This window comes from Streptomyces sp. UH6 (assembly GCF_013421635.1).
GTDB lineage: Bacteria > Actinomycetota > Actinomycetes > Streptomycetales > Streptomycetaceae > Streptomyces > Streptomyces abyssomicinicus.
Genome location: NZ_JACADT010000602.1, coordinates 1 through 3,530, shown reverse-complemented (window position 1 = coordinate 3,530; position 3,530 = coordinate 1). Strand labels below are relative to the sequence as shown.

The following is a 3,530-nucleotide window of genomic DNA, read 5'->3' as shown; positions in this document are numbered from 1 at the left end:
GGACCGGCAGGCTCGCCCCGTCGCGCAGGAACAGCGGGATGCGGTCCAGCGGCGCTTTGACGGTCACCTCCGTGCCGCCCTCGTACTCCTCGTCCGTCCACGCGTCCGTCCAGCGCGCGCCCGCGGGCAGGCGCACCGTCCGCGCCGTGGCCCCGGCCTCGAGCACCGGGGCGACCAGCAGGTCGGCACCGAGGAGGTACGCGTCGTCCACCGACCAGGCCGCCGGGTCGCCGGGGAACTCCAGGAACAGCGGCCGCATCACCGGCAGCCCCTCCTCGTGGGCCTCGCGCATGACCTCCAGGACGTACGGCTTCAGCCGCTCGCGCAGCCGCAGGTACTTCTCCAGGACGGCGCCGGCCTTCTCGCCGTACGACCACACCTCGTTGGGGCCGCCGGTCATGTCCGGGCCGAGCGGCATGCCCGGGTCGCGGTAGCCGTGCAGCCGCATCAGCGGTGACAGCGCGCCGAACTGGAACCAGCGCACCAGCACCTCCCGGTAGGCCTCGTCGTCCGGGTCGCCGCCGTGGAAGCCGCCGATGTCCGTGTTCCACCAGGGGATGCCGGACAGCGCGGTGTTGAGGCCCGCGGCCAGCTGGCGGCGCAGCGTCGCGAAGTCGGTGCCGATGTCGCCGGACCACAGGGCCGCGCCGTGCCGCTGGCTGCCCGCCCACGCCGACCGGTTCAGCGTGATCACCTCGCTCTCGCCGGCCGCGTGCAGCCCTTCCTGGAAGGCCCGGGCGTTCTCCCGCGGGTACAGGTTGCCGACCTCCAGGCCGGGGCCCGCCCAGTAGCGCAGGTTCTCCGGGAAGCCCGGCTTGAGCTCCGGTTCACCGGCGTCCAGCCAGAACGCCGTGATGCCGTAGGGCTCGAGGTAGTTCTCCTTGATCCGGGACCAGACGAACTCCCGCGCCTCGGGGTTGGTGGCGTCGTAGAAGGCGACCTGGACGGTCGAGGCGACCTCCTTGTCGGGCCAGTCGGCGTGCGCCAGCGGCCCGTACTGGGTGCCGATGAAGTACCCGCGCTGTTCCATCACCGGATGGTTCTCCGACAGCGGCGAGACGGACGGCCAGACCGAGACGACCAGTTTGACGCCGAGTTCGTCCAGCTCGCGGACCATGGCCGCCGGGTCGGGCCACTCCTTGGGGTCGAACTTCCACTCGCCGAGGTGGGTCCAGTGGAAGAAGTCGCAGACGATCGCGTCGAGCGGCAGGCCCCGGCGCCGGTACTCGCGGGCCACGGCGAGCAGTTCGTCCTGGGTGCGGTAGCGCAGCTTGCACTGCCAGAATCCGGCGGCCCAGGCGGGCAGCATCGGGGAGCGGCCGGTGACCGAGGTGTAGGCGCGCTGGGTGTCCGCCGGGGCGCCGGCGGTGATCCAGTAGTCGATCTGCCGGGCGGAGTCGGCCACCCAGCGGGTGCCGTTGCCGGCGAGTTCCACCCTGCCGATCGCGGGGTTGTTCCACAGCAGCGTGTAGCCGCGGCTGGAGGTCAGGACGGGGATGCTCACCTCGGCGTTGCGCTGCACCAGGTCGATCACCAGGCCCTTCTGGTCCAGCCTGCCGTGCTGGTGCTGGCCGAGGCCGTACAGCTTCTCGTCCTCGTAGGCGGCGAAGCGCTGCTCCAGGCGGTGGTGTCCGTTGCCCACGGCGGTGTAGAGCCTGGGGCCCGGCCACCAGAAGTGGGCGCGTTCCTCGGCGAGCAGTTCCGCGCGGTCGGCCGTGCGCAGGAACCGCAGCATGCCCTGGGCGTCGACCTCGACGGTGAGCGTGCCGACCGTCAGGGTGGCGGTGCCGTCACCGATCCTGACCGTGGCCGGGGCGTCGGGCGCGGTGTCGAGCAGTGCTCCGGGCAGCCCGTCGAGGACCGGGCCGCCGAGCCTGGCCCGGACCCGGACCGCGTCCGGGCCCCAGGGCTCGACGCGGACGGTCTCCTGCCGTCCGCTCCACTCCAGGCCGCCGTCGCGCTCCCGCAGGACACCGACGGTGGGTGAGGACTGGGCGAGGCCGACCTCGGGAGGTGTTCCGACCGGCTGGTTCACGTGGCGTGCTCCTTACGAGTGCGGGCGACGGGCCGACCGGGGAGCCCCGGGCAGCGTGGGGCCGGCCGGCGGCCTCAGGGAGCCACGGGCGCCGGCCCGGTGCTCGCGCGGACCACCAGCTCCGGCGCGAGCAGCACGATGTCTTCGTTTCCACGCCCCTCGAGCTTGGTGAGGAGGTGTTCCACGGCGCGCCGGCCCATCTCCTGCGCCGGGATGGCGACCGAGGTGAGCCGCACGGACGCCTGGACGGCGACCTGGTCGGGGCAGACCGCGACCACCGACACGTCCTCGGGGACGGCCCTGCCCTGCTGGCGCAGCAGGGCGAGCAGCGGTTCCACGGCGGACTCGTTCTGCACGACGAAGCCGGTGGTGCCGGGGCGTTCGTCGAAGACGCGGGCGAGGGTGACGGTCAGGGCGTCGTAGCCGCCCTCGCAGGGACGGTGCAGGACCCGGACGCCCAGCTCGCGCGCGCGGGAGCGGAGTCCGTCGAGGGTGCGCTCGGCGAAGCCGGTGTGCCGCTCGTAGACGGCCGGTGCCTCGCCGATGACCGCGATGTCACGGTGCCCGAGCATCGCCAGGTGCTCCACGCACAGCGCGCCGGTCGCGGTGAAGTCGAGGTCGACGCAGGTCATGCCCGTGGTGTCGGCGGGCAGGCCGATCAGCACGGAGGGCTGGTCGGCCTCACGCAGCAACGGCAGCCGCTCGTCGTCGAGTTCGACGTCCATGAGGATCATGGCGTCGGCCAGTCCGCTGCCGGTCACCCGGCGCACCGCGTCGGGGCCCTCCTCGCCGGTGAGCAACAGGACGTCGTAGCCGTGGAGTCGGGCGGTGGTGGCCACCGCGATGGCGATCTCCATCATCACCGGCACGTACATGTCGGTGCGCAGCGGGATCACCAGGGCGATGATGTTGGACCTGCTGCTGGCCAGGGCGCGGGCTCCGGCGTTGGGGTGGTAGCCGAGTTCGCGGATGCTCTGCTCGACGCGCTGCCGGGTGGTGGCCGAGATGGACCGTTTGCCGCTGAGGACGTAGCTCACCGTGCTGGCCGAGACTCCGGCGTGCTGGGCAACCTCAGCGAGGGTGACCATCCAGCTCTCCAAGGTTGTGAAGCGCTTCGACAGTGCGCTGTGCCGATTTGTGCGAGTCAGACTGGGTCGACAGTAACTGGACCACGCCCGGGTGTCCATAGGTGTCGAAGCGCTTCGACAGCCTTTCTCGCCGCGGGAGGCACGGGGGCGGAAACCCGCGCCTTCGGCCGGCCCGCCGGGGGTACCCGGGGCGGTCACGGAAGGGCGGGTGGGGATGTCGGTCGACCTCGCGGGCTTCGTCGGTGTGGTGCTGGTGGCGTACATGGTCCCCGGTCCGGACTTCCTCGTGGTGCTCCGGTCGGCGGCCGGTCATCCGGCGAGGGGGCGGGCCGCGGCGCTGGGCGCGCAGGCCGGGCTCTGCGTGCACATGCTCGCCGCCGCGTTCGGGCTGTCCGTGGTCGCCGCCC

The 3,530-nt window shown here is 72.5% G+C and carries 3 protein-coding genes; 1 reads left to right on the top strand and 2 read right to left on the bottom strand.

The window, feature by feature from the left end; genetic code table 11:
- The coding region (locus HW445_RS22805; RefSeq protein ID WP_180222832.1) for a TIM-barrel domain-containing protein at positions 1-2,035 on the bottom strand (2,035 nt) is incomplete at its 3' end.
- Positions 2,036-2,109: 74 nt separating this feature from the next.
- Positions 2,110-3,123 (bottom strand): LacI family DNA-binding transcriptional regulator, encoded by a 1,014-nt coding sequence (locus HW445_RS22800; protein WP_180222831.1) that lies wholly within the window; start codon positions 3,121-3,123, stop codon positions 2,110-2,112.
- A gap of 214 nt (positions 3,124-3,337) precedes the next feature.
- On the opposite strand from HW445_RS22800, the gene HW445_RS22795 reads away from it, so the two are divergent.
- The coding region (locus HW445_RS22795) for a LysE family transporter (RefSeq protein WP_374939687.1) at positions 3,338-3,530 on the top strand (193 nt) is incomplete at its 3' end.